This window comes from Dactylosporangium sp. NPDC049525 (assembly GCF_040676755.1).
Taxonomy (GTDB): domain Bacteria; phylum Actinomycetota; class Actinomycetes; order Mycobacteriales; family Micromonosporaceae; genus Dactylosporangium.
Genome location: NZ_JBFAPO010000002.1, coordinates 21,125 through 45,041 on the forward strand (window position 1 = coordinate 21,125; position 23,917 = coordinate 45,041).

At 72.5% G+C, this 23,917-nt stretch carries 24 protein-coding genes; 13 read left to right on the forward strand and 11 right to left on the reverse strand.

The window, feature by feature from the left end; genetic code table 11:
• Window positions 1-98: 98 nt before the first annotated feature.
• Complete coding sequence (locus AB0K00_RS04380; protein WP_363515151.1) at window positions 99-1,088, forward strand: serine hydrolase; 990 nt, start codon at window positions 99-101, stop codon at window positions 1,086-1,088.
• Here AB0K00_RS04380 and AB0K00_RS04385 read toward each other — a convergent pair.
• The gene (locus AB0K00_RS04385; protein WP_363515154.1) at window positions 1,066-1,869 is read right to left on the reverse strand and encodes an alpha/beta hydrolase; all 804 of its coding nucleotides are present in this window, start codon (window positions 1,867-1,869) and stop codon (window positions 1,066-1,068) included. The genes AB0K00_RS04380 and AB0K00_RS04385 overlap by 23 nt on opposite strands.
• A 23-nt stretch (window positions 1,870-1,892) precedes the next feature.
• Between AB0K00_RS04385 and AB0K00_RS04390 the strand changes: the two genes are divergently transcribed.
• Both AB0K00_RS04390 and AB0K00_RS04395 read left to right on the forward strand, forming a co-directional pair.
• Entirely contained in the window at window positions 1,893-2,720 is an 828-nt protein-coding gene (locus AB0K00_RS04390; protein WP_363515157.1) for a transglutaminase-like domain-containing protein, read from the forward strand.
• A gap of 201 nt (window positions 2,721-2,921) precedes the next feature.
• Entirely contained in the window at window positions 2,922-4,976 is a 2,055-nt protein-coding gene (locus AB0K00_RS04395) for a hypothetical protein (protein ID WP_363515160.1), read from the forward strand.
• A gap of 6 nt (window positions 4,977-4,982) precedes the next feature.
• Here AB0K00_RS04395 and AB0K00_RS04400 read toward each other — a convergent pair whose 3' ends face one another.
• The gene (locus tag AB0K00_RS04400) at window positions 4,983-5,654 is read right to left on the reverse strand and encodes a class I SAM-dependent methyltransferase (RefSeq protein ID WP_363515163.1); all 672 of its coding nucleotides are present in this window, start codon (window positions 5,652-5,654) and stop codon (window positions 4,983-4,985) included.
• Window positions 5,655-5,716: 62 nt separating this feature from the next.
• Here AB0K00_RS04400 and AB0K00_RS04405 point away from each other — a divergent pair, with 62 nt between their 5' ends.
• The gene (locus AB0K00_RS04405; RefSeq protein WP_363515166.1) at window positions 5,717-6,487 is read left to right on the forward strand and encodes a hypothetical protein; all 771 of its coding nucleotides are present in this window, start codon (window positions 5,717-5,719) and stop codon (window positions 6,485-6,487) included.
• Window positions 6,488-6,498: 11 nt separating this feature from the next.
• Window positions 6,499-7,278, forward strand: a complete 780-nt coding sequence (locus AB0K00_RS04410) for a sulfite exporter TauE/SafE family protein (protein ID WP_363515169.1) — start codon at window positions 6,499-6,501, stop codon at window positions 7,276-7,278.
• A 40-nt stretch (window positions 7,279-7,318) separates the two neighbouring features.
• Here the strand turns inward: AB0K00_RS04410 and AB0K00_RS04415 are convergent, their stop codons facing one another.
• Window positions 7,319-8,551 carry a hypothetical protein gene (locus AB0K00_RS04415; RefSeq protein ID WP_363515172.1) on the reverse strand — a complete coding sequence of 411 codons (1,233 nt, stop codon included), beginning with the start codon at window positions 8,549-8,551 and terminating at the stop codon, window positions 7,319-7,321.
• A 69-nt stretch (window positions 8,552-8,620) separates the two neighbouring features.
• On the opposite strand from AB0K00_RS04415, the gene AB0K00_RS04420 reads away from it, so the two are divergent.
• Both AB0K00_RS04420 and AB0K00_RS04425 read left to right on the forward strand, forming a co-directional pair.
• On the forward strand, window positions 8,621-9,169 hold the full coding sequence (locus AB0K00_RS04420; RefSeq protein ID WP_363515175.1) for an AAA family ATPase: 549 nt from the start codon (window positions 8,621-8,623) through the stop codon (window positions 9,167-9,169).
• 185 nt (window positions 9,170-9,354) lie between these two features.
• Entirely contained in the window at window positions 9,355-10,233 is an 879-nt protein-coding gene (locus AB0K00_RS04425) for a hypothetical protein (RefSeq protein ID WP_363515178.1), read from the forward strand.
• 7 nt (window positions 10,234-10,240) lie between these two features.
• Here AB0K00_RS04425 and AB0K00_RS04430 read toward each other — a convergent pair whose 3' ends face one another.
• Genes AB0K00_RS04430 through AB0K00_RS04440 form a run of 3 tightly spaced genes read right to left on the reverse strand, consistent with a single transcriptional unit; the run spans window position 10,241 to window position 11,648 of the window.
• Window positions 10,241-10,819, reverse strand: a complete 579-nt coding sequence (locus AB0K00_RS04430; RefSeq protein ID WP_363515181.1) for a dihydrofolate reductase family protein — start codon at window positions 10,817-10,819, stop codon at window positions 10,241-10,243.
• A gap of 16 nt (window positions 10,820-10,835) precedes the next feature.
• On the reverse strand, window positions 10,836-11,192 hold the full coding sequence (locus AB0K00_RS04435) for a YciI family protein (RefSeq protein WP_363515183.1): 357 nt from the start codon (window positions 11,190-11,192) through the stop codon (window positions 10,836-10,838).
• A gap of 42 nt (window positions 11,193-11,234) precedes the next feature.
• The gene (locus AB0K00_RS04440) at window positions 11,235-11,648 is read right to left on the reverse strand and encodes a DUF6069 family protein (protein ID WP_363515186.1); all 414 of its coding nucleotides are present in this window, start codon (window positions 11,646-11,648) and stop codon (window positions 11,235-11,237) included.
• Between the two features lie 250 nt (window positions 11,649-11,898).
• Here AB0K00_RS04440 and AB0K00_RS04445 point away from each other — a divergent pair, with 250 nt between their 5' ends.
• On the forward strand, window positions 11,899-13,641 hold the full coding sequence (locus AB0K00_RS04445; RefSeq protein WP_363515188.1) for a hypothetical protein: 1,743 nt from the start codon (window positions 11,899-11,901) through the stop codon (window positions 13,639-13,641).
• On the opposite strand, the gene AB0K00_RS04450 is transcribed toward AB0K00_RS04445, so the two are convergent.
• On the reverse strand, window positions 13,600-14,973 hold the full coding sequence (locus AB0K00_RS04450; RefSeq protein ID WP_363515191.1) for an FAD-dependent monooxygenase: 1,374 nt from the start codon (window positions 14,971-14,973) through the stop codon (window positions 13,600-13,602). The two genes, AB0K00_RS04445 and AB0K00_RS04450, sit on opposite strands and share 42 nt — an antisense overlap.
• 108 nt (window positions 14,974-15,081) lie before the next feature.
• Here AB0K00_RS04450 and AB0K00_RS04455 point away from each other — a divergent pair, with 108 nt between their 5' ends.
• The 5 genes from AB0K00_RS04455 to AB0K00_RS04475 all read left to right on the forward strand — a co-directional run bounded on the left by AB0K00_RS04455 (window position 15,082) and on the right by AB0K00_RS04475 (window position 18,746).
• Window positions 15,082-15,504, forward strand: coding sequence for an SRPBCC family protein (locus AB0K00_RS04455; protein WP_363515193.1), 423 nt, complete (start codon window positions 15,082-15,084; stop codon window positions 15,502-15,504).
• Window positions 15,505-15,620: 116 nt separating this feature from the next.
• Complete coding sequence (locus AB0K00_RS04460; protein ID WP_363515196.1) at window positions 15,621-16,646, forward strand: LacI family DNA-binding transcriptional regulator; 1,026 nt, start codon at window positions 15,621-15,623, stop codon at window positions 16,644-16,646.
• Window positions 16,647-16,692: 46 nt separating this feature from the next.
• Complete coding sequence (locus AB0K00_RS04465) at window positions 16,693-17,298, forward strand: pyridoxamine 5'-phosphate oxidase family protein (protein ID WP_363515199.1); 606 nt, start codon at window positions 16,693-16,695, stop codon at window positions 17,296-17,298.
• 61 nt (window positions 17,299-17,359) lie between these two features.
• Window positions 17,360-17,944: a DinB family protein gene (locus tag AB0K00_RS04470; protein ID WP_363515202.1), complete on the forward strand. Its 585-nt coding sequence runs from the start codon at window positions 17,360-17,362 to the stop codon at window positions 17,942-17,944.
• A 10-nt stretch (window positions 17,945-17,954) separates the two neighbouring features.
• Window positions 17,955-18,746, forward strand: a complete 792-nt coding sequence (locus AB0K00_RS04475; RefSeq protein ID WP_363515205.1) for a hypothetical protein — start codon at window positions 17,955-17,957, stop codon at window positions 18,744-18,746.
• Between the two features lie 15 nt (window positions 18,747-18,761).
• On the opposite strand, the gene AB0K00_RS04480 is transcribed toward AB0K00_RS04475, so the two are convergent.
• The 4 genes from AB0K00_RS04480 to AB0K00_RS04495 form a co-directional block, all read right to left on the reverse strand.
• On the reverse strand, window positions 18,762-19,391 hold the full coding sequence (locus AB0K00_RS04480; RefSeq protein ID WP_363515208.1) for a hypothetical protein: 630 nt from the start codon (window positions 19,389-19,391) through the stop codon (window positions 18,762-18,764).
• A gap of 21 nt (window positions 19,392-19,412) precedes the next feature.
• A complete protein-coding gene (locus AB0K00_RS04485) occupies window positions 19,413-20,261 on the reverse strand; it encodes a TIGR02452 family protein (RefSeq protein ID WP_363515211.1) in 849 nt (282 codons plus the stop codon).
• 178 nt (window positions 20,262-20,439) lie between these two features.
• Window positions 20,440-22,560, reverse strand: a complete 2,121-nt coding sequence (gene glgB / locus AB0K00_RS04490) for a 1,4-alpha-glucan branching protein GlgB (RefSeq protein ID WP_363516416.1) — start codon at window positions 22,558-22,560, stop codon at window positions 20,440-20,442.
• An 8-nt stretch (window positions 22,561-22,568) separates the two neighbouring features.
• Window positions 22,569-23,906, reverse strand: a complete 1,338-nt coding sequence (locus tag AB0K00_RS04495) for a maltokinase (RefSeq protein WP_363515214.1) — start codon at window positions 23,904-23,906, stop codon at window positions 22,569-22,571.
• Window positions 23,907-23,917 lie beyond the last annotated feature (11 nt).

Here is a 23,917-nt window from a genome sequence, read left to right on the forward strand (position 1 = left end):
CTACAAGGCAGACGCGAGCGGGCGTCCAATGGTTGGCCGCAGGGCAGATGGGATTTGTCATGTTGAATCGGTCATGGCGCGTCGATACGGTCCGAAGCATGACGAACAAGCTCACCCGCCGCGCCGCCATCGCGCTCGGCGCCGGTGCCGCGGCCGTCCCGCTGGTCGGCACGCCCGCCGCCGCCTCCGCATCGCCCGCCGCTCGGATCCGTCAGGTGTACGAGCGGCAGAAGGCCCGTGCGGGCGGCACCTGGCACTCGCACATCGCCCTGGTCGACCCGGCCGGGGTGCCGCAGCCGATCGTCCAGGACGACGCCGACCACGTCACCAAGGGCTACAGCGTGCAGAAGCTCGCCGTCGCCACCGCCGTCATGGACAAGATCGACCGGGGTGAGCTGTCGCTCGGGCAGAAGCTCGACCTGCAGGCCGACATCATCCTCGGCGGCACCGGCATCTACTTCCTGCACACCGTGTGGGGCGACGACATCACCGTCGCCAACTTCCTCACCGCGATGCTGCTGGTCTCCGACAACACCGCGGTGCGCATGTGCGGCCGGGTCGTGCCGGCCCTGGAGATCAACGAGATCCTCGCCGCGAAGGGGTTCGTGCACACCCGGGTCGAGCCGGTCGCGAACCCGAACCGGTTCTTCCTCGGCGACACCACCCCCAGGGAGATCCACGACCTGCTGTGGCGCCTCGCCACGAAGACGCTGCTCACCCCGGCGTCGTGCGACTTCCTGCTCGGCATCCTGCGCTGGATCAACGGCTACCACGACGGCATCCGCCGCAACATGTCCTCCGAGGAGCGCAGCCGGGTCGCGACCAAGTACGGCCAGGACTTCAACACCCTCGGCGCGTCCCGGCACGAGGCCGGCGTCATGTTCGGCGCCGACGGCGCGCCCGCCCTGGTCTACGGCCTGTTCGCCGAGGGCCTCGGCGACCTGGACAACTACGGCGCGACGCACCCCGCGGTCGAGGCGCACGCGGTGCTCGGCCGGACCATGTTCGACGTCGTGAGCCGCGTGACCAACCCGGCGATCAAGGCCAAGCAGCCGCTGCAGCCGTTCACCGCGGTCGACGGGGGCTGATCCGCTCCAGCACCGCCTCGAGGAGCAGTTCCGGGGCCTCGTCGGGGATCCAGTGGCTCACGCCCGCCAGGGTCACGAACCGGTAGTCTCCGGTCACGTACGCCGCGCACCTGCGGGCGGCGTGGCCGGAGATCGCCACGTCCCGGTCGCTCCAGACGAACGTCGTCGGCACGCCGACGGATCCGAGACCGTCGAGGTCGTCGCCGGAGATCGCGCGGTACCAGTTGAGCGCCCCCGTCAGCCGTCCCGGCTGCAGCATCGCCTCGCCGTGCGCGACCTTGCGCAGCAACGCGCCGCCCCGGGCGGACAGGACCCGCTCCGGCAGCCACGGGGTGCGGAAGAACAGCATGTACGCCGACTTCACCAGCTGCGCGGGGTCGCGTTTGACCGACGTCGCGTACGCCCGCGGGTGCGGCACGGAGATCGCGGTCAGCGTCCGGACCCGCTCCGGGTGCCGGGCCGCGAGGTGCCACGCGACCGCGGCACCCCAGTCGTGGCCGACGACGTGCGCGCTCGTGACGTCCAGGGCGTCAAGGACCGCGACGGCGTCCGCGACGCACTCGGCCATCCGGTACGCACGCTTGCCCGCCGGCCGCGCGCCGGGGGAGTAGCCGCGCTGGTCCAGGGCGTACGTGCGCAGGCCGGCGTCGTGCAGTCCGCCGAGGATGCCGTCCCACTCGCGGCTGTCCTGCGGGAACCCGTGCAGCAGCAGGACCGGCTCGGCGCTTTTTGATCCGCCGGCGTGCACGTCGAAGGTCAACCCGCGAACGTCGATGCGCATCGGGTGACGGTACATTGAGGCGCATGGTCGATCGGTACCGGTCGCAGTCCGCGTACAGTGACCCGGGTCCGCACGCGGCGCTGCTCAACCACCTGCCGACGGACGTTCCGGGCCTGGTGGGCGTCGTGCGCAACGTGATCGTGCACTACTACGCGCAAGGTCTGTCGTTCGTGGACGAACGACTCGCCGAGGTCGACTCGCGGTGGGTGTCGCGGATCCTGGCCGTGGACCGGTCCCGGCACACCCGCCCGCTCGGCGCGCCCCGCGAGCCGAAGACCCGCGTCGTCGGCTGCGCCCGCGACTTCACCCTGCTGATGGTCGCCGCGCTGCGGCACCGCGGGGTCGCCGCCCGCAGCCGGATCGGCTTCGCCGGCTACTTCGGCGACGCGTTCCACTACGACCACGTCGTCACCGAGTACTGGAACGGCGAGCGCTGGGTCCGCGTGGACGCCCAGCTCGACCCTGGCCAGTTCGACTTCGACACCTTCGACGTGCGGCACTTCATCACCGCCGCCGAGGCGTGGACCGCGCACCGCCGGGGCGAGATCGACGCCGACAACTACGGCGCGGACCCGGTCGGGCCGTATCGCGGCCACCGGTTCCTGCTGGACCAGGTCCGGCACGAGCTGGCCCATCGGCAGCGCGACGAGCTGCTGCTGTGGGACGAGTGGGGCGCGCTCGACGAGGACCTCGCCGACTGGGTCGCCGCGCGGCTCGTCGCCGCCGACGCCGGCTCGCAGGAGGCCGAGGAGGAGCTGGCCGACCGGTACGCCGCCGATCCGGCCCTGCACCCGGGTGGCCGGGTCCACTGCGTCTCGCCGAGCGGGCTGGACGCCTGGATCGACCTCTGACGCTGCTGGCCCTCTGCTCTTTCGTCTTCTTGCCTGTCCGCCTTTCGCCGGCGCCGCCGGCCGCGGCAGCGTGCCGCCGGTCGAAAAGTCGAAACTTTCTCGCTTCCTGTTGACAGGCATCGACGTGTGTCAGACGCTGATCTGACTTCACCGGCCCGCCGGGATCGTGCGTTCCGGCACGCTTGAAGGGGCACCGCCATCATGTCCCTGTCGCTGCGCCACCCGTCCCGCCGGATCGCCCTCACGCTGGGCGTCCTGCTCCCTATCGTCGCGGCCACCGTCGCCGCCGCACCCGCGGCCTCGGCCGCCGCGATCACCGCCAACCCGGACGCGCTGGACGGCACCTGTGCCTCACTGCGCGTCTACAACGGCTCCAGCTCCGTCGGCTATGTGGTGCGCAGCGGAGCCGGCTACGGCTTCACCGCCGCCGCCTCCGGCGCCACGTCGTTCCGGCTGGAGGCCACCCAGCTCGGCCGCTACGAGCTCATCGGCTCCGACGGCAAACCGGCGTACCAGAGCGTCGTCGGGTTCGTCCTTGCCGGGGACTCCTACGGCGACCGGGCCGACTTCACGGTGACCCGGGCCGGCGACCGGTACCGGTTCACCGCGACGGCCACCGGCCAGGTCCTGGGCTCCTTCCTGTGGAGCCTCGGCGCCGCCGGCGCGTCCTACACCGTCGCCCTCGCCACCGCGACCGGATGTGCCACCCCACTGGACATCGATCCGGGCGTCACCGGCACCGCCGCGCCGGGCGTCGACAGTGGCGGAAGGCTCGTCGGTACCATCGACGCCCACGCTCACATCACCGCCGCTGCCGCGTTCGGCGGTCAGATGCACTGCGGCGAGGCGTGGGCGTCCGGCGGCGTGCAGGTGGCGCTGGCCGGCTGCGACACGCACCGCAGCCTGAACGTCGGCGCGCTGTTCGAGGCGATCGTCGGCGGCACCGACCCGGTCAACTCGCCGGAGGACGGCTGGCCGACGTTCGGCGACTGGCCGCAGCACAACTCCCTGCTGCACGAGCAGTCCTACTACCGGGGCATCGAACGGTCCTGGCGGGCCGGGCAGCGGGTGCTCAACGCGCTGCTCGTCGCGAACCGGTCCATCTGCGAGCTGTTCCCCTACCGTGACACGTCCTGCGACGAGATGGACCAGATCCGGGTCCAGTCCCGGTACCTGTACTCGATGCAGGACTACATCGACGCGCAGAACGGCGGCGCCGGCAAGGGCTGGTTCCGCATCGCCACCACCCCGGCGCAGGTGCGCAGCATCGCCGCGCAGGGCAAACTGGCGGTGACGGTCGGCGTGGAGAACTCGGAGATCTTCGGCTGCCGCGAGGTCAACGACGTCCCGCAGTGCACCACGGCCCAGATCGACGCCGGCCTCACCGAGCTGCAGTCACTCGGCGTCTCCGGCCTCTACCCGATCCACAAGTTCGACAACGCCTTCGGCGGCACCCGGTTCGACGCCGGCGTCAGCGGCGCGTTCGTCAACCTGGGCAACCTGCTGTCCACCGGCCACTGGTGGACGGCAACGAGTTGCACCGGCCCGTCCGACAACGAGCAGCCGCTGGTCAGCGACGACCTCGTCAAGCTGCTGAGCTTCGGCGTCGTGGGCCTGCCGCCCGGCGCGGTCCTCCCGGTCTACCCCAGCGGCAAGATCTGCAACACCCGCGGACTCACCGCCCTCGGCCGCTACCTCATCCAGGCCATGATGAACCGTGGCATGATCATCCACGTCGACCACATGAGCGTGAAGACCGCGCAGGCCGTGCTGGACCTGGCCGAAGCGGCCCACTACCCGGGCGTGACCTCGGTGCACAGCTGGTCCGACCCGACCATGATCGACCGGGTGCTGGCACTGGGCGGCTTCGTGGCCACGTACGCGAACTCGGTGCCGGAGTTCCTCAGCGAGTGGCGCGCCAACCGCGCCGCGCCGCACGGCAGCACCATCGCCGGCTACGGCTACGGCACCGACGTCAACGGCCTCGGCGACCAGGCCAACCCACGCCCGGACGCCGCGGCACATCCGCTGCTCTACCCGTTCACCGCGCCGAACGGCACCACGGTGAGCAGGCAGGTCTTCGGATCCCGCACGTTCGACGTGAACACCGACGGCGCCGCGCAATACGGCCTCTTCGCCGACTGGACCACCGACCTCATCCAACGGGCCGGCGGCGACGGCCCGCTGCTGCGCCAGCAACTCCTGGCCGGCGCCGAGGCCTACGTCAGGATGTGGGAGCAGTCGATCGCCTGGTAGGCACCGTCACCGCAGGGGCCGTTCTCCTGGGGCGTGGTTACCCGCTCCCCAGTAGAACGGCCCCGCCGTGGCATGCACCTTGATCTGCCAGCCCATCCGGTCCAGCCGCCGCTCGAGGTCCTCGGGCTGATACGGGACCTTGACGATCCGGTAGGCCGTCCCGTCGGTGAGCCGGCGCTGCACGACCGGCGAGTCCTCGCCCTCGATGAGCTCCTCGACCGTGCGATACCCGTCGTCGGCGAAGAACACCCGACCGTCCGGCCGCAAGCAGTCGGCCACCAGCGACCAGAACGCCGCGAACCGCTCCGGCGGGACGTGCGACAACCAGAACCCGAAGAACACCACGTCGTAGCGACCGTCCGGCCGCCACTCGAACAGGTCAGCCAGCACGAACCGGACCCGCTCCCGGCCCACCCGCCCCTCAGCGATGCCGAGCATCTCCGCCGAGGCGTCCACGGCCGTCACGTCGGTGGCATGCCGCAGCAACTGCCCGGTCCACGTGCCCGGCCCGCAGGCCAGCTCAAGCACCCGCCCCGCCGGCCGGAACGCCTCCAGCGCCGCGACCACCTCACCACCACCGGGCAACGCCAGCGCGTGGTCGTCGTACTCGGCGGCAACCGCCCGGTAGAACCCGGCCTGCTCGTCGAGCAACCCCGCCAGATCGTCGCGCCCACCCATCCGTCGAATATCCCGGAGCCCCGCACCGCCCCGCAACCTCGCCGCCTGTCTACGGTGGCGGGGTGTTTGGGACGCGCCTCGCCCGGTTGCTGGACTACCGTGGCACGCCCGCGGCCGGCCTCGCCGGGGCCGCTGGGGTGCCCGCTGGGCGGCTCGACGCGGTCCTTGCCGGCGGCGAGCCGGACGACGCCCTACTGCGCCGCCTCGCGCCCGCGCTGGGCCTGCACGCCGCCGACCTGTTCCTGTTCGCGGCCCGCGCCGTGCCGGATGACCTGGCCCCGGCCCAGCTGAACGGGCCCTGGGAGGTCGGCAACCTGCTGATCTGGGCCGTCCACACCATGAGCGCCCAGGCGCGTGCCCGGCTGCGCCGGTTCGTCGACGAACTGCCGGCCGGCCCGACGGTGCGCACCCGGCCGTTTCCGCCCGACCGGTGCGAGGCGACGCCCGGCACGATCCTGCGGCGGCTGCTGAGCAACCGCAACGTCCGGATCAACGCGGTGTTGCTGGTGGAGATCGGCGGCGGCACGTCCATGGCGACCGAGACGTATGCGCTGGCCTGCGCGGGCCGGCTGCCGCTGGACGACCAGTGCGTCAACGCGTTCGCCCGCACGATCGGAATCCCGGTCGGCGAGCTGGCGGCCCTGCTCGGCCTCGAGGTCGCCGAACTCCCATGGGACCTGACCTACCCGTGGCCGGCCGACCTGATCGACCTTGCGTGGGCGGCCCGCCGGCTGGACGACGAGCAGCTGCGCGCGGCACTGGCCTACCGCGACGGCTTGCGGGATGGCGTGATCTCCCCGGCAGACCCTGGGCACCCCGGGCCGGAGGGATGATCATCGAAGGCGTGGTGGAAGCGACAGCAATTCTGGCGGCCGGGTTCTGGGCCGGAATGATCAACGTGGTGGTCGGTTCCGGCACCCTGGTGACCTTTCCAACGTTGCTGCTGTTCGGCTACCCGCCGCTGGTCGCGAACGTCTCCAACAACATCGGCCTGGTCGGCGGCGGCCTCACCGGCACCTTCGGCTACCGGCGTGAGCTGCGCGGCCGCGCCGCCGTCCTGCGCCGCCTGCTGCCCGCGTCATTGCTCGGCGGCATCACCGGCGCGATCCTGCTGCTGGTCCTGCCGGCCACGGCATTCCAGCTGATCGTCCCCGGGCTGATCGCGCTCGGCCTGGCCATGGTCGTGTGGGGCCCGGCCCTGCAACGGCACATCGCACGAGGCCGCGACACCACCGCCGGCCACGGCCGCCTCGCCACACTGACCGGCCCCCGGCTCGCGGCCGTCGTCGCCGGCGTCTCCGTGCTCGGCATCTACGGCGGCTACTTCGGCGCCGCCCAGGGGGTCCTGCTCGTCGGCCTGATGAGCGTGCTGACGTCCGAGGACATCCAGTCCATCACGGGCCTGAAGAACCTGCTGACCACAGCCGTGAACGCGGTGGCCGCGGTCACCTTCCTGCTGTTCTCCGCCGAGTCCGTCGACTGGAAGGTCGTCGCATTGATCGCCACCGGCGCAACCCTCGGCGGCATCGCCGGCGCCCACTTCGGCCGCCGCCTGCCCCCCGTGGTGATGCGCACGCTGATCGTCGTGGTCGGCCTCGCCGCCATCGCCCGCATGCTCCTCTGACCGAGCAGGCAGGATCCCGAGGTTGTCGAACGGACGCCGCTCAACAGTGCAGCGCGAGAGTCCGGATCGACGATCCGCCATCCTGATAGACCGCCGCGACACGGTCACCGCTCGGCGACAGGGCGGCGCCGGACCAGGTGCCGCCGGCGAGCTGGCAGGTGTCGCCGCTGCGACGGTTCACGTACCAGAGTCCACGATCGTCGCCCCGAGTTCCGGCGACCACCACCGCGTCGGTCGACGCGTCGTACCCGGAGATTCTATGGAACTGCGGGGTGATCGGCGCCACGGTGTGGTCCCTGGCCACCGCCGCCACGTGCAGCACGTCCTGGGCGGTCTCCACGACGAGGTAGAACAGTGCTGGACCGGAACCGCGAACCGGAGCGCTCACCACCGGATACGGCAGGCACGACGCGTGGTTCGGCAGGTCGAACGGTCCGGCGATCCCGACATCGCTGCCGTCGATCCGTACGATCTCCGGGCCGACGCTGCGCGCACCGGACGCGATCGCACCAAGCAGCCGACACTGGTACCCGCGGCCCAGCACCGCGACGCCGTCGTCGAGCCAGGCGACGCCGTCCACGTCGTACGGTGGCAGAGGGATCGTCACGACCTCGGTCGCGGCGTTCGACGAGGCATCCACCGTGACCAGCGTGGTGTCCTTCATGCCGCCATCGGCCAGGCAGTACCGCAGGAACCCGACCCCCGACACGGTCGGATGAAGGCCGTACCGCTCTTCGTCGCAGCCGGGCCGCACGTCGACCTCGCGCTCCCGCCCGTCCGGCGCGCGACGCCGCAGCGTCGTCGGCTCGTCGTATCCTTCGGATCGCAGATAGAACATCGTGCCGTCCGCACGCCACACCGGCGACCCGATCCGCGCCGGCGAACGCACACCGGCCACCTGCTGGCCGGGACCGCTGAGGCCGCAACCCGCCAGCACCGTCGAGGCCAGCAGCGCAACGGCCCACACCGTGCGCTTCGCCACCGACTGCATGCCGCGATGATCCGCCTCCACCTGGACCGGCCGCCATCCCATCCCGCAATGCCACACCGAACCTCCACGTAACCGGGTAGCGACGTCCTCCGAAGGCGGAGGCGGCCGCGCCGCCCCAGGTGAGCCGCAGCGCCCGGCGGGCGTGAGTGCCTTATGATGGTGGCGCGTCTCGGTGTGCGGCTCGGCCGCATGGATTGGCACCGGATCGCATCTGCGTCGCAGCGGCTTGTAGCTGACCGGATTGCCGGTCTCCTCGCCGACCTGTCGAATGACTGCGGCCATCCCCATCACTGTGTTCGCCGGCCCGTCGGGTGCGGCGGTTCGGCGCCATGTCCAGGAGGAGTTGCCATCGTGCGGCGATACATCATCACCGGTGCGCCGGGGGCCGGTAAGACGACGATCGTGGCGGCGCTGCGGGAGCGGGGGTACGCCGTGGTCGACGAGGCGGCGACCGACGTCAACGTCCGCCTGCAGGCGCTGGGCAGCGACGAGGCGTGGAGCGAGCCGGGGTTCATCGACGCGATCACGCTCCTGCAGCGGGAGCGTCAGGAGCAGCCCGCGCCGCCGGCGACCACGGTCCAGGTCTTCGACCGGTCGCCGATCTGTACCCTCGCGCTCGCCCGCTACCTCGGCCTGCCGGCGACACCGACGCTGGCGGAGGAGGTTGACCGCGTCGCGGCGGAGGGGATCTATCAGCCCCGGGTGTTCTTCACGCACCTGCTCGGGTTCATCACGCCGACAGCGGTACGCCGGATCACCCTCGCGCAGTCCGTCACGTTCGAGCGGTTCCACGAGCAGGCGTACCGGGATCATGGCTTCGAACTGGTCGACGTGCCCGTCGGTACCGTCGAGGAGCGGGTGGACTTCATCGACGGGTGCATCCGATCCTGGGCCGAATAACCGCTCACTGCCCGGGAGCTGGCGGCCGTACTCGGAGTTCCGCCGCGCCGCCTACCGCGTCGTGTACACGACCGCCGGTCCGCCCGGCGTGCACTGAAGCGAACCTCGGCCCGCCTCCGCACATCCGGCTGGGCACCGGAAAATCCGTTCGGCGACGGGCGGGCCCGGCGGCAGGATGGACGCTCATGGGGAACAGGGCCAATTACGTCGTCATAGCGCAGGGCGAGACGGTGCTGGGCTGGTCGCGGTGGGGGGCCACGAGCATCGTCGCCGACCTGCTCGCCGGTCCTGCGGCGGCGACCGCGGCGCTGCGGCCGGCCGAGCCGCCCGAACCGCTGCCGCCGGACAGCGTCGAGGCGCTGCGGTGGAGCGGTGTCACACCGGTCGACGAGCTCATGACCGACGTCTACTGCGAGGGCGCCGCCCTGATCGATCACGACCGGCGGGTGCTGCTCGCCTTCGAGGAGACCGACGACTACGTCACGTTCGTCGACGGGCTCGCCGGGCTGGTCGAGGCGTGGCCGGGCTGGCACGTGCGGTGGGCGTTCGACGGGGTGCTCGACGTCGCGGCGTACCTCGGTCAGGACCGCGGGCCGCTGCGTGACCAGCGGGTGCCGGACCAGGCCGGCGAACAGGGCCTGCCGGCGCCGTTCCACGGGCCGGGCGAGGTCGACCCGGACCGGTCCGAGCACTGGTATGAGGGCGTGCTGAGCATCCGGCGCCCCGACGGCACGGTGGAGCTGTACCTGGCCTCGGACGATCAGACCACGATCGCCTGGACCACCGCCGCGCAGGTCGAGGCGCTGCCGCCCGGGTTCGCCCACCTGGAGCGGCCCGAGCTGCCCCGGTGGGGGCTGCATCTCGACCAGGCCGCGCGCGCCGGCGGGCTGTGGTGCATGGCCCGGCTCGGCGGCGCGCTCATCGACCTGTCGCCGGGGTGGCCCGGCTGGACCTGGACGTTCTGGGGCGGCGACCTGCGCAGGCAGCTCGACGCCTGCGCAGGTGCGTTGCGGGTGCCGCCGCTGCCGGCTCGCCTGCGTCACCTGAGGACCGTCGGCCTGTGAAGCAGGCTCAGCCGTGCAGGGTGGGCCGGTAGACGAACTCCTGGATGCGGCCGTCGAGGGTCCGGGTCTCCAGCAGCTCGAGGTCGAAGTCGGCCGCGCCCTGGAAGATCGGGCTGGCGCCGGTCTGGCCGGTGATCACGGGGAAGAGGGTCACCTGGACGCGGTCGACCAGGCCGGCGGCCATCAGCGCGCGGTTCATCGACAGGCTGCCGTGCGAGCGCAGCGGCACGTCGGACTCCTGCTTGAGGCGGGCGACGACGTCGACGGCGTCGCCGTGGGCGACGGTCGCGTCCAGCCAGTCCAGTGGTGCTTCGAGGGTGGTCGACACGATCGTGGCCGGCAGGCTGATCATCCGGGTGACCCACGGGTCGCGGACCTCGGACTCCTCGGTGCTCTCGGCCAGCATCTGCGAGAACGCCCGGTACGTGTTGGCCCCGAAGACCATCCGCTGCTCGTCGGCGTACAGGGCGAGGCGGTGCTCGAGCAGCTCGGGGCCTTGCTTGCCCCAGTAGCCGGTCCAGTCGCCGCCGGCGGCGCCGAAGCCGTCGAGGCTGGTGAAGACGTCGAAGGTGTAGGTGGCGGTCATGATGATCTCCCTGATCTCAGGCGTTGGTCAGTTCGTCGAAGGGGCGCACCTCGACCGGGCCCATGCAGGCGGCCGCGCATTTCTCGGCCCACGCGTGGGCCTGGGCCAGGTCCGCGCACCTGATGACCCAGAACCCGGCGATGTGCTCCTTCGTCTCGGCGAAGGGACCGTCGGTCGTGGTGGCGGTGCCGTGGTCGATCCGCACGACGGTGGACTTGTCGGGTGGCAGGAGGCCGCCGGCGAAGACCCAGGCGCCGGCGGCCTGCAGTTCGCCGCTGACCTTGTCGGTCTCGCGGAACATGATCTGCATGTCCTCGTCGGACATGGCGGGTTCGCCCTCGACGGTGTGCACGGACAACAGGTACAGCTTCATCGTGGTCCTCCGGCAGTGTGATGGTGGCTGGAAAAGGCCAGGTCAGGCGGCCAGACGGCGCGCGACGACGGGAATGACGATCGCGGCCGCGACCAGGTGCGTGAGCATCAGCAGCGCCTTGGTGGCGGGCGCGGCGTCGACGAGCACGTCCGGCACCAGCGACAGTACGGTCAGCGCCACCGTCGTGCGGACGAACGTGCGCCGCGGGCGCCGGGCGAAGCGGGCCAGCGCCGCCGCGATGACCACGCCGATCAGCGAGAACACCGCCGTCAGCGTGCCGAACCCGGTGACCGGGATCGGGGCGCCGCTCACGTCGAGGCTGATCCCCGCGGCGTGGCCGGCGGCGGCGACGGCCATGGTGGCCGCGCTCGCGGTGACCGCGGCGGCGACGCCGGTCCCGGCCAGCACGCCGAGGGTCGAGGCGGTGCCGCGGGTGGTGGTGACGGTGGTGGTCATCGTGCCCTCCTGGGGGTGTCCGGGCCGGCTGCGTGCCGGGCTCTCATTAGGGCTACGAAAAGGACCGCCGCCGATCGACACCTGAGCCCGAGGAATTTTTCGATGTGGGAGAGGGGTGCGACACATCAGGGGGAAGGGGGCGGCGCGGGTGGCGGAGGTGGCGGACAATTGCCCGCGGACGGGATCACAGGTAGATCACGTTCACTGGGTGCCGCCAACCACGCGGCGGGGGGAAAGCGTCGGAGGCTGTGTGAGCCCAACTCTCGGCGGGGTGACGGGGCCCGTCCAGCGGGCGACCCTGCCCACAATTCCGCGTCAACGTGTCCGAGCCGGCGGTGTCGGTACACCACAGGCACCAGGGAAACGCAAGGTCAGGTTCGCCACCGTCGGGGCCGTCCTGGCCGGGGTGGCGGTGCTGCTGCTGGGCTACCTGCGCATGGCGCGGGCGACCCCGACGAACAGCGACGCGGCGGCGAACGCGCTGCAGGCGTGGGACATGCTGCACGGCGACGTGCTGCTGCGCGGCTGGACGCTCAGCGACGTGTCGTTCTTCCCGACGGAGCTGGTGCAGTATGCGCTGATCGAGATCTTCTACGGTCTCGACCAGGACGTGGTGCACGTGGCGTCGGCGACGACGTACCTGCTGCTGATCGTGTTCGCGGCGCTGGTCGCGAAGGGTGACGCCACCGGGCGGGCGGCGTGGGCGCGGGTGGCGGTGGTCGTGGCGACCCTGCTGGTGCCGCAGCCGCACGGCGGGTGGGCGATCGTGCTGTACGCGCCGGACCACACCGGCACGGCGGTGCCGCTGCTGCTCGCGTGGCTGATCGTGGACCGCCGGGGCGGCACGCCGCTGCGGCGCTGGTGGCCCGTCGGTGTCCTCGTGGTCCTCGCGCTCGCCCAGGTCGCGGACCCCCTCGCGATGTTCGTCGGCGCGGTGCCGTTGACGCTGGTCAGCGCCGCGCGGCTGGTGAAGGGCCGTACGTGGCGCGGCGCCGACGCGCACCTGCTGGTGGCCGCGGTCGGCTCGATGGCGCTCGCGCACGGGCTGCTCGCGCTGATCTGGTGGGGCGGCGGGTTCTCGGTGCACTCACCGGTGGCCCAGTTCAGCCCTGTGTCACAGCTCGGTGACCACGTGGTGACGGCGGCGACGGCGACCGCGCACAACTACGGGGCCTACCTGCCGACGCTGGACGGGCCCCTGGCGCTCACCGCCGGGCTGGTGAACCTGACCCTGCTGCTGCTCGCGGTGGCGGCCGTCGGCACCACCGCGGTGCGGTTCTTCCGACCCGGCAACGGCAACGGCGGCGGCGACCGGGTCGCCGAGGTGATGACCACCGCGATCCTGATCAACCTGGCCGCGTTCGTCGCCTCCACGCAGGCCGGCGACATGGGCAGCGCCCGGCAGATCGTGACCGTGCTGCCGTTCGGCGCGGCGCTGGCCGGGCGGCTGTGGGGCGAGCGGCTCCTCGCCGCCGGCCCGGCCGCCAAGCGGGTCATGGCGGCCGCGGCCGTGGTGCTCGTCGTGGCGTTCGGGGCGCAGGCGGTGTCCGCGGAGGCGGAGCCGCCGGAGGCGTCCGCGGTCGCGGAGTATCTCGTCGCGCACGACCTGCGCTACGGGCTCGGCAGCTACTGGGGCTCCAACAACATCACCGTCGCCAGCGGCGGGCGCACGCACGTGGCGCCGGTCATCGGGCCGGACGTCCGCTCGTTCCGGTGGGAGTCCGACGCCGACTGGTACGACGCGGCCAAGCACGACGCGCGGTTCCTGGTCGTCGACCTGAAGCACGCCCGGTACGGCACGGTCGAGGGCGCGGTCGCGCAGTTCGGCGCGCCGGTCGAGCGGCACGACTTCGGCCGGTGGGCGCTGCTGATCTACGACCACAACCTGCTCGTCGGGCTGCCGGCGCAGTGTGGCGGCCTGGCCGCCGCCACCCACACGCACTGCCCGCCGCTAGCGCCGAAGGTCCCCGGCGCCGGCCTGTTGGAGAAGTAGCCCCCGCGCGGCCGCGGGCCGGCCGTCGGGGTGCAGCAGCAGCGCGCCGGCCGGCTCCACGCCGAGCAGGTCGGCCGTGGCCGCGTCGAGGCGGTGCACGGCCAGCGGCGCCGTGCCGGGCAGCGGGCTGGTGTGCACCGCGCGGCGCGGCCCGACCAGCAGCGTGCCGCCGGGGCCGAGCAGGTCCAGGGTCGAGACCCGGGTGCCGTCGCGGTCCAGCCAGCCGTGTGCGATCCGGCCGCCGAGGTCGTTGCGCAGTTCACCGGCGGCGGCGCGGAAGCTGCCGTCGGGCCGCGCGGAGCGTTCGGCGTTGCGCAGGCCGACGGGGCGCCGCTCGGCCTCGTAGGTGTCCAGCAGTTCCGGACCGGCCCAGCCGAGCAGCACCCACGCCAGCTTCCAGCCCAGGTCGTGCCCGTCGTGGATGGCGGTGTTCATGCCGGTACCGCCGCGCGGGGTGATCTGGTGCGCCGCGTCGCCCGCCACGAAGAGCCGGCCGGTGCGGTACCGCTGGGCCATGCGCACCGTGAAGGTGAACCGGGCCTCGCGGGTGATCCGCGGCCGCAGATCGGCCACGCCGGTCGCGGCCCGCAGCAGGTCCACGGTGCCGTCGCGGCCGTCGGTCTCCCGGCCGTAGACCCAGCGGTCGCCGCCGGCCGGCAGCAGCACGCCGGACACGGCCGGGTCGGTGAGGGTGTAGATGCCGTGGCGGCGCGCGCCGAGGCGGTCCCACAGCGGCGCGTGGAACATCGTGGAGGAGTAGTCGGCGAGCACGCCGGGCCCCTCGGTGCCGATGCCGGCCGCGTCCCGCACCACGCTGCGCGGCCCGTCGGCCCCGACGAAGTAGTCGGCGGCGACGGTGCGGGTGACGTCGGTGCGCCGGTCCCGCAGCCGGGCCAGGACGGTGTCGTCCGGTCCGTCGTACAGGTCGGTGACCTCGGTCGCCTGATGGATCCGCACGTTCGGGAAACCGCGCAGGTGCTCGAGCAGGACCTCCTCCAGGGCGTCCTGCGGCACGCACGCGGGCCAGGTCGGGCTGACCGCGAGGGCCTGTTCCCGGGTGGGGAAGCCGATGTCGGCCACGACGCCGTCGGGCGCGGTCAGGTTGCGGGCGACGCGGGCCTGCCAGGTGACGTCGGGCCCGGCGGCGCGGACCCGCTCCTCGATGCCCCACGAGCGGAACAGCTCCATGGTGCGGGTGCTGACCGCGGTGGCGCGCGGCAGGCTGGTGGTGTCGGGCCGGCGCTCCACGAGCAGCACCGGCACCCCGTAGCGGGCGATGGTGACGGCGGTGGTCAAGCCGGCGGGGCCGGCGCCTACGACGAGGACGCTCATCAGTCCCTCTCTTTCACTGGACAGGTTGTCGCGTGGAATTACGGCGCCTGTCCCGGACCGGTTCGAGCGCCGGGCTGTCCTGTCCCGGACAGGATTAGGGTGTCGGGCATGGCGATCGAGTTCTCCGAGCGGGTGCCCGTCGGCGCCCCGGCCGACGTGGTCGGCCGCATCATGTGCGACGTGGCCCGCTGGCCACAGTGGACGGCGTCGGTGTCCACAGTGGAGCGCAGCGGGACGGGCCCGCTGACCGTCGGCGAGACCGTCGTGGTGCGGCAGCCGAAGCTGCGCCCGTCGACGTGGACCGTGACGAAGGTCGGCCCGACCGGCTTCGAGTGGACGTCGCGGTCCCCGGGCATCCGCAACGTCGCCGGGCACTGGGCCGTCGACGCCGGCGACGGCACCTGCACCGCCGAGCTGACGCTGTCCTTCGCCGGCCCCCTCGCCCGGCCGGCGCTGCTGTTCTACTCGGGTCTGGTCCGCCGCTACATGGCCATGGAAGGCGCCGGCCTGAGCGCGGAGGCGACCCGCTGACGTTTCGAAAGTTTCGGGGGTATTTCGAGTGTGGGGTGGGGAGGTGTACGGTCCCGATCAGACCAACGGTGCGGCGGGTGTTTCGAAACACCGCGGCTAGAGAGCTGAGGGGCGGCATGGTGACGAAACGCCCGACCATGGCGGAGATCGCCCGTGAGGCGAACGTGGCGATCTCGACCGTGTCGAAAGTGCTCAACGGGCACACCGACGTCTCCGTCGCCACCCGCAAGCACATCGAGCAGCTCCTCGCCGACCGCGGCTACCAGCGGCCGCACGCCTCCCGCCGCCCCGGCCGCCGCAGCGACCTCGTCGACCTGGTCATCAACGAGCTGGACAGCGTCTGGGGCCTGTCGATCCTGACCGGGGTCGAGGAGGTCGTCGAGGCCGCAGGCCTGGGACTGGTGGTCTCCGCCGTACACAACCGGGAGAGCCTGACGCGCCGGTGGCTGGAGTCGCTCCTGGCCCGCGGGTCACAGGGCGCGATCCTGGTGCTGTCCGAGCTCACCGAGCACCAGCGGGCCGAACTGTCCCGCCGCAGCATGCCGTTCGTCGTCGTCGACGGGGTCAGCCAGCCGCCGCCGGACGTGCCGTCGATCGGCGCGACCAACTTCGCCGGCGGTTACGCCGCGACCGAGCACCTCGTCGGGCTCGGGCACCGGCGCATCGGCGCGATCGGCGGGCCGGAGCAGCTGCAGTGCACCCGCGCCCGGATCGCCGGCTACCGGGCCGCGCTCGAATCCGCCGGGATCGTCGCCGACCGGCACCTGGTGCGGTATGGAAACTTTCATCACGACGGCGGCCTGCGGGCGATGGCGGGGTTCCTGGCGCTGGCCGATCCGCCGACCGCCGTCTTCGCCGGCAGCGACCAGCAGGCCACCGGCGTCTACGAGGCGCTGCGGCAGGCCGGGCGCAGCGTCCCGCACGACGTCAGCGTCGTCGGCTTCGACGACCTCAACTTCGCCGAGTGGACGGCGCCGCCGCTGACCACGGTCCGCCAGCCGCTGCACGAGATGGGCGTCGCCGCGGCCCGCACGCTGCTGCGCATCATCGCCGGGGAGCGGATCGAGTCGACCCGCATCGAGCTCGCCACCCGACTCGTGGTCCGGGAGAGCACCGCGGCACCGGCGCTGCTGCCGCTGTAACGCCCGTCATACGCGGGAGCGGTCCCGCGGCGGGACGATGAGGCGCATGGGCAAGGAATACGAACGCATCGACGGCCGGCTGCGCACGTTCATCGAGGCGCAGCACATCTTCTTCACCGCGACCGCGCCGCTGTCCGGCGACGGCACGATCAACCTGTCGCCGAAGGGGCTCACCGGGTCGTTCGCGGTCCTGGACGAGCTGACCGTGGCATACCTCGACTTCGCCGGCAGCAACGCCGAGACCGTCGCGCACCTGCGGGAGAACGGGCGGATCACGCTCATGTGGTGCGCGTTCGACGGGCCGCCCAACATCGTGCGGGTGCACGGGCGCGGCGAGCCGGTGTTCCGCGACGACCCGCGCTGGCCGGCGCTGGTGGCGCATTTCCCCGCCATCGACACGACCCAGCACGGGCTGCGCGCGATCATCGTGGTGCACGCCGAGCTGATCCGCGACACGTGCGGCTACGCGGTGCCGTTCATGACCTACGACGCCGACCGCGACCTGCACGCCAAGCGCTTCGCCCGGGAGGACGACGCGTCGCTCGGCGAGTACTTCGCGAAGAAGGAGCACGTCGCGGTCAGCATCGACGGGCTGCCCGGCCTGCCGCTGCCGCTGCCGCCGACCCCTTCCGTGGTTGCGGACAACACCTGACCGCAATCCCTCGGCATGATGGGACTGTTCCTGTTTCACCCGTGCTGAGAGGGGTCCCGCCATGCCGGGCAATGTGCCACCTGTCGCCGACGAGCGCGAAGGTCTGCTCGCCTTCCTCGACCAGCAACGCCAGGGGGTGCGCAACGCCGCCTACGGCCTCACCGACGAGCAGGCCCGGCTGGCCCCGAGCGCCAGCACCCTGAGCGTCGGCGGCCTCGTCAAGCACCTCGCCCAGATGGAGCGCAGCTGGGTCGCGATCATGGTGCGGGAGCCCGGCCCGCCGGTCGACTACGCCGACGGCTTCCGCCTCCGCGAGGACGAGACCCTGGCCGACGTGCTCGCCGACTACACCAAGGCCGCCGAGGAGACCGCCGCGGCGGTCGCCGGGATCGCCGACATGGGCTACGCCGTGCCCGTGCCGAAGGGCGTCCCGTGGTTCCCCGACGACGTCGACGCCTGGTCGGTGCGCTGGGTCCTGCTGCACCTCATCGAGGAGACCGCCCGCCACGCCGGGCACGCCGACATCGTCCGCGAGTCCGTCGACGGCGCCACCTGCTGGCCGCTGATGGCCGCCGTGGAAGGCTGGCCGGCGACCCCCTGGGTGCAGCCCTGGCAACCCGCCACCGGCGACGGTACGCCCGCCTAGCCTTGGAGACATGGCCGCCCACGCCGCCCGCACGAGGGCCGTTGCGGTGCTCACCGCGGCGGTGGTGACGCCGGTGGTCGTGGGTACGGCGATGCTGGCCGGTGCGCACGGTGCCGCGCCGGCGCCGTCGGCGGCTCAGGTGGCCCCGGCGGCTCAGGTGGCCCCGGCGGCTCAGGTGGCCCCGATGGCTCAGGTGGCCCCGATGGCCGCGCCACCGGCACCCGGGCACCCCGCCCGGGCACGGCCGGTCGACCCGTCCGCGTCCATGTTCCCGTCCGGGTCAGTGTCCGGGTCGGTGTCCGGCACCGTGGCCGCGTCGCCGTCGATGGCGACCCCGTCCGCCGGCGTGTCACCGTACGCGTCGGGTGCGGTGTGGACGACCGTGAACTGCGCGGAGATCCGGCTCAGGGTCGCCGGCGGCACCCCGACGGACGCCGGCGGCCCGCTGGTCCCGCCGGGCGCGACCACCGTGACCAGGTGCGAGACGCCCCTGGCCACGACCCGCCCGCGGTTCGGGTCGCCGACGGCCACCGGGGTCGCGGCGCCGAAGGTGCTCACCGTCGGCGTCGACCGCTTCACCGCGATCCTCAACGCGCTGCCGCCGGTGCCGGCCGACCAGGCCTGCCTGCCGATCACCATGCCGGTCCAGCTGAGCCTGGTGTTCACGCTCCCGGAGCGGCAGCCCCTGGCGGTCGTCGTCGACCCGACGTGCTCGGCGCTCATCGCGGGTGACCGGGCCCGCTCGTACACCACCCTGAACCCGCTGCCCGTCTTCGACGCCCTCTACGCCGCCCAGCCCTGACCACGGCGGCCGGGATCACGGAACCTCGGCGCTCGGGTGCAGCGCGGCGCGGTAGCCGGCACGCAACGCCGCCACCGACGCCGGGGGAGTGAGCAGCTCGACCCGGTCCGGCAGCGGCTGCGGCGCGCCGTACCCGAGGCTGGTCCACGGCAGGAACCATCGCCGCGCGACGAGCCCGACGGTGTCGTGGTGCCGGACCATCGCGCCGGTGGGCAGGTCGGCGCACCGGGCCTGGCGGGTGAGCTGCCGGCGGGTTCGCGGCTCGACCCGCTCGTCGTGCAGGCGCGCGTCCATCTCCCGCGCCCACGGCCGCCGGGCGAGGCCGTCCGCGCTGCGCCACGCCTCCGCGTAGGCGAGGAAACTGGCCCGCCGGCAGTATGCGCACGGCCGGTGCCCGGCGGCGAGCGCGGTCGCCTCGTCGAGGAAGAACAACGCCGTCCAGCGGCCCGGCGGCATCGGGTCGCGGCGGACGTCCTTCCAGGTCAGCGTGCAGCAGATCCAGAGCTTGGACCGCCACCTGGCGGCGCCGAGCGCACGGCCGGCGCCGTGCAGGCAGCCCCGGTTGCCCATGAGCGTCCCGCGGGCGGTGTCGGCGACGATCTCCCCGGTGGGCAGGACGCGGTTCTGCAACGGTCGGCGGTCCATCCGCCGAGCGTACGGCGGACCTCAGCGGGCCTCGGCCCCGCCGATCATGTCGCCGGCCGTCTCCAGCGGCGGGAAGCGGTTGGTGAACGCGGTGCGCACCGGGGCGCCCTTCGCGTGATCCAGCACCGCGAACACCACGTCGTCGAAGCATCCGGCGCTGTGCTCGAGGGCGTCGGCGAACGCGCCGGCCACGATGTTCGGGTCGTTGCGGAAGACGCCGCAGCCCCAGGCGCCGAGCACGAGGCGACGATGACCGTGGGCGGCCGCCACGGCCAGCACCCGCAGCGCCCGGCCGGCGAGGGCGGCCGCGACCTGGCCGGCGCGACCGGCGGGCACGGCACCGCGGTTGGGCGCGGCCGCGGTCAGGAACGACACCGGGTACGGCGTTGCGAGGAGCCGGCCGTCGTCGTCACGGAACACCGGGACCCGGGGTGAGTAGATCACCCGGTCGCTGTAGAGATTGTCGCTGCGGGACCGGTGGAACGTGTAGAACTGCGGCACGGCGGTGAGGCAGCTGTACAGCGCCGACGTGCGGGCCAGGCCCTCTTCCTGCGCCTGGGCGCCGGTGCGGAAGCCGCCGCCCGGGTGTTTCGCCGAGGCGAAGACGAGCGCGGCCACGTCACCGTCACCGTCGGCGGCGAGCCGGCGGGTGGCGGCCAGGGTGCTCTCCCCGGTCACCGAAACGGTGGGTGGCGGGCCGGTCGGCGGTCGCGCCGGCAATGGTTGCCCGGGCTGGTGCAGCTGGGTGCCGGCGACCGCGGCGCGGATCGCGTCGGTCAGGTCGACGCTGCCGCCGCCGGGTGTGCGGTAGCCGCCGGCGTGCAGGATCTGCATCGTGTCGCGGGCAAGGTCCCGCAGCGTCGCGCTCACACCGACCGATTCTGTCCGGCCGTGCCGGCGCCGGCGACTCGTTTTCGCCGTCGTCGCGGCCCGCGTGACGTCCGGCCGCTTCGCCGGCCCGCGCCGCAACCGTCGCGACGATGCCCCCGGCCGGGATCCCGGGGCGGATGCGTGCCCGGGGCGGGTCAGCGCCCCGGGCAGGTGCGGGTCAGCCGAGTTTGAGCCAGAGGGCGCCGAGCGGCGGGACGCGGAGCTCGGCGGAGGCGGGCAGCCCGTTCCACGGCACGGCGGACGCCTCGACGGCGCCCATGTTGCCCACGCCCGAGCCGCCGTAGACGTCGGCGTCGGTGTTGAGGATCTCCGCCCAGCGGCCCGTGAACGGCAGGCCGACGCGGTACCCCTCGTGCGGGTGGGCGGCGAAGTTGACGATGACCGCGACCGCGGAGCCGTCGGTGCCCCAGCGCAGGTAGGAGAAGACGTTGCCGCCGGAGTCCTCGTTGTTGATCCAGCGGAACCCGTCGGGGGTGATGTCCTGGCTCCACAGCGCCGGGGTCCGGTTGTAGACGCCGTTGAGGTCGCGGACCAGACGCTGCAGTCCGGCGCGCTGCGGGTCGTGCAGCAGGCCCCAGTCCAGGCCGCGTTCCTCGCTCCACTCCTGCTCGTCGCCGAGCTCGCAGCCCATGAACAGCAGCTGCTTGCCGGGGAAGGACCACATGTACGCCAGCAGCGCGCGGGCGTTGGCGAGCTTCTTCCACAGGTCGCCGGGCATCTTGCCGACGAGGGAGCCCTTGCCGTGCACGACCTCGTCGTGGCTGATCGGCAGCAGGTAGTTCTCGCTCCACGCGTACACCGTGGCGAACGTCATCTGGTTGTGGTGATACTGCCGGTACACCGGGTCCTTGGCGACATAGGTCAGGGTGTCGTGCATCCAGCCCATGTTCCACTTGAAGCCGAAGCCCAGGCCGCCGGAGTCGGTGGGGCGGGTGACACCCAGCCACGCCGTGGACTCCTCGGCGATCATCATGATGCCGGGGTGGTGCTTGTAGACGGTCGCGTTCGCCTCCTGCAGGAAGGAGATCGCGTCGAGGTTCTCCCGGCCGCCGTACTGGTTCGGCGCCCACTCCCCGTGCTCGCGGGAGTAGTCGAGGTAGAGCATCGAGGCGACGGCGTCCACGCGCAGCGCGTCGGCGTGGAACTCCTCGCACCAGTAGAGGGCGTTGGCGACGAGGAAGTTGCGGACCTCGGAGCGGCCGAAGTCGAAGATGAGCGTGCCCCAGTCGGGGTGCTCGCCGCGCCGCCAGTCGCCGTGCTCATACAGCGGCGTGCCGTCGAAGCGGGCGAGGGCCCAGGAGTCCTTCGGGAAGTGCGCCGGGACCCAATCGAGGATGACGCCGATGTTGGCCTGGTGCAGGCGGTCCACCAGGTACCGGAACTCGTCGGGGCTGCCGAAGCGCGCCGTCGGCGCGTAGTAGCCGGTGACCTGGTAACCCCAGGAACCGCCGAACGGGTGCTCCATGACCGGCATGAACTCGACGTGGGTGAAGCCGAGGTCGCTGACGTACTCGGTCAGCTGGTCCGCGAGCTCCACATAGGACAACCCGGGGCGCCAGGAGCCGAGGTGGACCTCGTAGACGCTGATCGGCGCCTCGTGGGTGCGGCGCTCGGCGCGCTGGGTGAGCCAGTCGGCGTCCTTCCAGTCGTAGCCGGAGCGGTACACCACGGACGCGGTCGCCGGCGGGACCTCGGTGTGCTGGGCGAGGGGATCGGCCTTCTCGACCCAGCCGTCGTCGGGGGTCAGCAGGCGGAACTTGTACCGCTGGCCCGCCTGCGCGCCCGGCACGAAGATCTCCCACACGCCGCTGCCACCGAGGGAACGCATCGGCCAGCCGCCGTGCACGTCCCAGCCGGTGAAGTCGCCGACGACCCGGACCCCGCGGGCGTTCGGCGCCCACACCGCGAACGCGACCCCGCCGGGGCGGGTCTGCGCGCCGAGGACCGTCCACAGCCGCTCGTGCCGGCCCTCCTGGATGAGGTGCAGGTCGAGCTCGCCGACGGTCGGCAGGTGCCGGTACGGGTCGTCGGTCACCACCCCGTCGGCGTCGATGCGGTAGTCGGTGACGACGCCCGGCAGCTCGGCCTCGAAGACACCGTCGGCGTGCACCTGGCGCATCGGGTGGCGCTCGTCGTCGGCGACGACCGTGACGGTGCCCGCCCCGCGGCGCAGCGCCCGGATGACGGTCGTGCCGGTGTCAGCCCCACCCTTGGGATGGGCGCCGAGGACGCCGTGCGGGTCGTGGGACCGGCCGGCGATGAGGTCGTCGAGATTCATAAGCTCCGTCACCTGGGTTCCGTCAAAGAGCCTTTGACCAGCCGTTCGATGGACTGCAGGGGGATCCGCAGCCAGGTCGGCCGGTGCCGGGACTCGTAGGCGGTCTCGTAGACCGCTTTGTCCAGCTCGTAGGCGCACAGCAACGCCTGGTCCTCGCGGGGGTCGTAGCCGGCGGCGGCAGCATAACCGTCGCAGAAGGCGGTCCGGTTACGGTCGACCCACTGCCGGGCCCGCTTCGCGAGGGCCTCGTCGTCCTCCTCGCCGACCAGCAACTGGTAGGCCGCGTACTCGTAGGAGCGCAGCATCCCCGCGACGTCGCGCAGCACCGAGTCGGGGCGGCGGCGTTCCTCCACCGGTACCCCTGGCTCACCCTCGAAGTCGATCAGCAGCCACGACTCAGGGGTGCGCAGCACCTGACCCAGGTGCAGGTCGCCGTGGATGCGCTGCACCTTGATCGGCTCGTCGCCGGCGTTGCGGAACATCGCCTGCGCACCGGGCACGAACTGGGCCAGCTGCGGCACCGCCTGCACCGCGGCGTCCAGCCGGGCCAGCATCGCCCCGGCCGGCGCCGGCGCGCTCGACGTGCCGAGCTCCACGGCGAGGGTGCGGTGCACGTGCGCGACCGCCTCGCCGAGCCGCCACGACTCGCCGGCGAAGTCGCCGCCGACCTCCTCCGGGTTCAGGTCGTGCTCGGCGAACAGGTCCCGGGCGCTGGTCGCGGCCATCGCCCAGCCCTCCGCGGAGTTCTGCGCGTATTCGGTGACCATCGCCAGGGTGACCGGGGCGCCGTCGGGGTCGTTGCTCTCCACGGCGCCGAGGAGCCGGGCCACGTTGGGGCAACCGGCGCGGGCGAGGACCCGGTTGAGCTCCAGATCCGGGTTGATGCCGGGGGTGACCCGGCGGAAGACCTTGAGGATCGCGGCGCTGTCGAACACGACGCTGGTGTTGCTCTGTTCGGCGTCCACGACCCGGGCCGGCGCCTGCACCGGTAGCGCCACGCCCGGCTCCGGCACGAACCGGATGCCGTCGACGGTCGCGCCGGTGTCGATCAGCCCGAGCAGGCGCTGCGCGGACTGCTCGTCGTAGAGCGCGTCGGAGCCGGTGCGGTCGCCGTCGGCGCCGATCAGCGCCGCCGCCTGCAGCTCGCTGATCACGTTGAGGTCCCAGCCGACGAACACCTGGTAACGCTCGGTGCCGCCGTCCTCGTAGTGCGCGTCGAGCAGCACGTGGTCGACCTGGTCGGGCAGCGGCGTGACGGCTGCCGGCCGGACGTCGGTCAGGGTGCGGTTACGGCCCGCGTACCACCGCTGATGCGGCAGCCAGTCGGTGAACGGCAGGGCAGTCATGGGATACGAAT

What these genes read in the sequence shown, in the direction of transcription:
- AB0K00_RS04400 (WP_363515163.1), bottom strand. Translation starts at nt 5,654, where the DNA reads ATGGGTGGGCGCGACGATCTGGCGGGGTTGCTCGACGAGCAGGCCGGG.
- AB0K00_RS04475 (WP_363515205.1), top strand. Translation starts at nt 17,955, where the DNA reads ATGGCCGCCCACGCCGCCCGCACGAGGGCCGTTGCGGTGCTCACCGCG.
- AB0K00_RS04425 (WP_363515178.1), top strand. Translation starts at nt 9,355, where the DNA reads ATGGGGAACAGGGCCAATTACGTCGTCATAGCGCAGGGCGAGACGGTG.
- AB0K00_RS04380 (WP_363515151.1), top strand. Translation starts at nt 99, where the DNA reads ATGACGAACAAGCTCACCCGCCGCGCCGCCATCGCGCTCGGCGCCGGT.
- AB0K00_RS04440 (WP_363515186.1), bottom strand. Translation starts at nt 11,648, where the DNA reads ATGACCACCACCGTCACCACCACCCGCGGCACCGCCTCGACCCTCGGC.
- AB0K00_RS04430 (WP_363515181.1), bottom strand. Translation starts at nt 10,819, where the DNA reads ATGACCGCCACCTACACCTTCGACGTCTTCACCAGCCTCGACGGCTTC.
- AB0K00_RS04395 (WP_363515160.1), top strand. Translation starts at nt 2,922, where the DNA reads ATGTCCCTGTCGCTGCGCCACCCGTCCCGCCGGATCGCCCTCACGCTG.
- AB0K00_RS04435 (WP_363515183.1), bottom strand. Translation starts at nt 11,192, where the DNA reads ATGAAGCTGTACCTGTTGTCCGTGCACACCGTCGAGGGCGAACCCGCC.
- AB0K00_RS04385 (WP_363515154.1), bottom strand. Translation starts at nt 1,869, where the DNA reads ATGCGCATCGACGTTCGCGGGTTGACCTTCGACGTGCACGCCGGCGGA.
- AB0K00_RS04415 (WP_363515172.1), bottom strand. Translation starts at nt 8,551, where the DNA reads ATGGCCGCAGTCATTCGACAGGTCGGCGAGGAGACCGGCAATCCGGTC.
- AB0K00_RS04470 (WP_363515202.1), top strand. Translation starts at nt 17,360, where the DNA reads ATGCCGGGCAATGTGCCACCTGTCGCCGACGAGCGCGAAGGTCTGCTC.
- AB0K00_RS04450 (WP_363515191.1), bottom strand. Translation starts at nt 14,973, where the DNA reads ATGAGCGTCCTCGTCGTAGGCGCCGGCCCCGCCGGCTTGACCACCGCC.
- AB0K00_RS04455 (WP_363515193.1), top strand. Translation starts at nt 15,082, where the DNA reads ATGGCGATCGAGTTCTCCGAGCGGGTGCCCGTCGGCGCCCCGGCCGAC.
- AB0K00_RS04480 (WP_363515208.1), bottom strand. Translation starts at nt 19,391, where the DNA reads ATGGACCGCCGACCGTTGCAGAACCGCGTCCTGCCCACCGGGGAGATC.
- glgB (WP_363516416.1), bottom strand. Translation starts at nt 22,560, where the DNA reads ATGAATCTCGACGACCTCATCGCCGGCCGGTCCCACGACCCGCACGGC.
- AB0K00_RS04390 (WP_363515157.1), top strand. Translation starts at nt 1,893, where the DNA reads ATGGTCGATCGGTACCGGTCGCAGTCCGCGTACAGTGACCCGGGTCCG.
- AB0K00_RS04495 (WP_363515214.1), bottom strand. Translation starts at nt 23,906, where the DNA reads ATGACTGCCCTGCCGTTCACCGACTGGCTGCCGCATCAGCGGTGGTAC.
- AB0K00_RS04465 (WP_363515199.1), top strand. Translation starts at nt 16,693, where the DNA reads ATGGGCAAGGAATACGAACGCATCGACGGCCGGCTGCGCACGTTCATC.
- AB0K00_RS04460 (WP_363515196.1), top strand. Translation starts at nt 15,621, where the DNA reads ATGGTGACGAAACGCCCGACCATGGCGGAGATCGCCCGTGAGGCGAAC.